Origin of the sequence: Kocuria rosea (assembly GCF_023715525.1) — a bacterium.
Taxonomy (GTDB): domain Bacteria; phylum Actinomycetota; class Actinomycetes; order Actinomycetales; family Micrococcaceae; genus Kocuria; species Kocuria rosea_A.
Genome location: NZ_JAMBOG010000047.1, coordinates 1 through 3429, shown reverse-complemented (window position 1 = coordinate 3429; position 3429 = coordinate 1). Strand labels below are relative to the sequence as shown.

Annotated in this window: 3 protein-coding genes; 2 read left to right on the top strand and 1 reads right to left on the bottom strand. The window is 71.1% G+C overall.

Annotated elements, in window-relative coordinates; translation table 11 throughout:
* Both M3185_RS16860 and M3185_RS16855 read left to right on the top strand, forming a co-directional pair.
* On the top strand, nucleotides 1–290 hold a 290-nt coding region (locus M3185_RS16860), incomplete at its 5' end, for a non-heme iron oxygenase ferredoxin subunit (protein WP_251334827.1).
* A gap of 179 nt (nucleotides 291–469) precedes the next feature.
* A complete protein-coding gene (locus M3185_RS16855) occupies nucleotides 470–2824 on the top strand; it encodes an FdhF/YdeP family oxidoreductase (protein WP_251334828.1) in 2355 nt (784 codons plus the stop codon).
* An 82-nt stretch (nucleotides 2825–2906) separates the two neighbouring features.
* On the opposite strand, the gene M3185_RS16850 is transcribed toward M3185_RS16855, so the two are convergent.
* Nucleotides 2907–3227, bottom strand: a complete 321-nt coding sequence (locus tag M3185_RS16850; RefSeq protein ID WP_251334826.1) for a DUF6457 domain-containing protein — start codon at nucleotides 3225–3227, stop codon at nucleotides 2907–2909.
* Nucleotides 3228–3429 lie beyond the last annotated feature (202 nt).

Below are 3429 nucleotides of genomic sequence, written 5' to 3'. Positions count from 1 at the left end.
ACACCGAGGAGGGCGAACTGTTCGCCATCGACGACACCTGCACCCACCAGGACGCCTCCCTGGCCGACGGCTGGGTCGAGGGCTGCGAGGTGGAGTGCCCGCTGCACGCCTCGAAGTTCGACCTGCGGACCGGGTCGGTCGACTCACCCCCGGCCAAGCTGCCCGTGCGGACCCACAAGGTCGAGGTGATCGATGGCTACATCATGGTCGATGAATCAACGGAAGCGCCCAACCTTCCCCCTGGCCTCACCGCCACCGGGCACGAGTCCCAGGACCCCCAAGGCGGCTGACCGCTCGGTGCGCCAGATGCCCCGTCCCCGCTCGAGGGCAGTGGGTGGCAGACACGCCGCCGAGGCCGGGCAGCACAGTAAGCCCATGATTTCCGTGTCCGCACCAGGCGCAACCGGATCTGTTCTTCCGTGACGACGCCGGGCGGGACGCGAGCAGCGATGGAGAAGGGATGTGGATGATGGCGCGGCAGGATCCTCGGGTGGACGAGGTCGACGAGAGGGATCTGGAGGTTCATGGGCCCAAGAGCTGGGCGGCGGGGTTGCCGGCGGTGTACTACTCGATGGAACCGGCCCTGGAGCACATGGGAGTGGGGCGGACCGGGCGGACGCTGCTGAACCTGAACCAGAAGGGCGGGTTCGACTGCATGAGCTGCGCCTGGCCGGACCCCGGTCACCGCAGCACGTTCGAGTACTGCGAGAACGGGGCGAAGGCGGTGACGTGGGAGGCCACCCCGGTCACGGTGTCCTCCCGGTTCTGGGCGGAGCACCCGATCAGTGAGCTGCGCGGGCGCTCGGAGTACTGGCTGGGCATGCAGGGCCGGCTCACCGAGCCGGTGTACAAGGCCCCCGGGGAGGACCACTACCGGCCGATCAGCTGGGAGGAGGCGATCGCCCGGGTGGCGGGCAAGCTCCGGGACCTGGACTCCCCGGACGAGGCGGCGTTCTACACCAGCGGACGGGCCTCCAACGAGGCGGCGTTCCTCTACCAGCTGTTCGTGCGCGGGCTGGGGACCAACAACCTGCCGGATTGTTCGAACATGTGCCACGAGTCCTCCGGGTGGGGAATGGGTCAGACCCTCGGGGTGGGCAAGTCCACGGTGAGCTACGACGACTACCTCAACTGCGACCTGATGATCATCATCGGGCAGAACCCGGGCACCAACCACCCGCGGATGCTCACCGCCCTGGAGCGGTTGAAGGACAACGGCGGGCAGATCGTGGCGGTGAACCCGCTGCCCGAGGCCGGGCTGCGCCGGTTCAAGAACCCGCAGCGGCCCAAGGGCGTCATCGGCCGCGGCACCGATCTGGCCGATCAGTTCCTGCAGATCCGCGCCGGCGGGGACATGGCCCTGCTCCAGGCGGTGTCCCAGCGGGTGCTCGCCGCCGAGGACGCCGCCCCCGGTACCGTGCTCGACCACGAGTTCCTGGCCCAGCACTGCGAGGGCCTCGAGCAGCTGCGGGCCCACCTGGCCGAGCTCGACGAGCAGACCGTGCTGGCGGCCACCGGGCTGACCACCGCGGAGATCGACGAGCTCGCCGACCGCTACCTCCGGGCGGAGAAGGTCATCATCACCTGGGCCATGGGCGTCACCCAGCAGAAGAACGGGGTGGCCACGATCAAGGAGATCATCAACCTGCTGCTGCTGCGCGGCAACATCGGCAAGCCCGGGGCCGGGGCCTCGCCCATCCGCGGGCACTCCAACGTCCAGGGCGACCGCACCATGGGCATCTGGGAGCAGATGCCCCCGGCGTTCCTGGACGCGCTGGGCCAGGAGTTCTCCTTCGACCCGCCCCGCCACCACGGCGCCGACGCGATGGAGGCGGTGCGGCAGATGCGCGACGGGCAGGTGACGGTCTTCGTGGCCCTGGGCGGGAACTTCGCCGCGGCGATGTCGGACACCGCCGAGACCGAGGCCGCGATGGAGTCCCTGGAGATGAGCGTGCAGATCTCCACCAAGCTCAACCGCTCCCACACGGTCACCGGCACCGAGGCGCTGATCCTGCCCACCCTGGGCCGGTCCGAGATCGACGTGCAGGCCACCGGCCAGCAGTTCGTCTCGGTCGAGGACACCGCCTCCGCGGTGCACCCCTCCTGGGGCAAGGTCCCGCCCGTGGGGCAGAACCTGCTCTCGGAGATCGCCATCATCGCCCGCCTGGCCCGGGCCACCCTGGGGAACAAGCTCGCCGCGGACTGGGAGGGCTTCGAGGCCGACTACGACCTCATCCGCGAGCACATCTCCCACGTGGTGGTCGGGTGCGAGAACTACAACGAGCGGATCCGCCAGGACGGCGGGTTCGTGATGGCCAACGGACCCCGCGACTCCCGCACCTTCCACACCCCCACCGGCAAGGCCCAGCTGACCGTCAACGCCCTGGACCTGCTCCACTGCCCGCCGGGGCGGCTGATCCTGCAGACCCTGCGCTCCCACGACCAGTTCAACACCACCATCTACGGCTACAACGACCGCTACCGCGGGATCAAGAAGGGCCGCCACGTGATCTTCGTCAATCCCGCCGACCTCGCCGAGCTCGGCCTCACCGACGGGCAGCTCGTCGACGTCCACGGCGAGTACGCCGACGGCAGGGACCGGGTGCTGCGCCGGTGGCGCGTCGTCGCCTACCCCTCCGCCCGCGGCTGCGCGGCCGCCTACTACCCCGAGGCCAACGTCCTGGTGCCCCTGGACGACACCGTCCACGGCAGCAACACCCCCGTGTCCAAGGGCGTGATCGTCCGCCTCGAACCCACCACCGACGGCCCCGCCGGCGGCACCGGGCAGGAGAACACGGCGGCCGACACCCCCGCCACCGTCTGACCCCCACCCCCCAGCCAGCACACGCTGCGGCCCCTGCCCCCGCACAGGGGCAGGGGCCGCACCACGGAAGCGCCCGGGAGAGCTACTGGCCCGTGGCCGCCCAGCCGACCGCGTCCGGGCCCCCGGCCGCGCCCTGCCCCGCCAGCCCCACGGCCGTGGCCGCCGCCGCCCGCACCGCCTCGTCCGGGCTCCTGCCCGCCCGGCTCCCGGCCGCCTCGAGGGCCGCGGCATAACCGACGTAGAAAGCCGTGAGCGCCCCCGCCGACGGGGCCACCCCCGCGGTGCGCTCGGCCACGGCGACGATCTCCCGCGTGTCCACCTGCAGATCCAGGATCTGCAACGCCTGAGCCAACCGCTGGGCCCACCGGTCCAGCTCCAGACTTCCACCATCGTGCACAGCCATCACGTCTCCTCCGGGTCGGGAATGGAACGGGGGCTCAAGGGCGAGCCCGCCTGTGTCTCGACAGAACTGCCAAGTCTCAGCCGCCGGAGAAGGGGGGCAGGACGTCGAGGGTCGCGGCGGCCGGGACGCGGGTGTCCGGGTCGGGGCAGGCCACCCCGTCGAGCAGGAAGCTGGAGCGGGCCAGGACCTGCCCCAGCGGCGG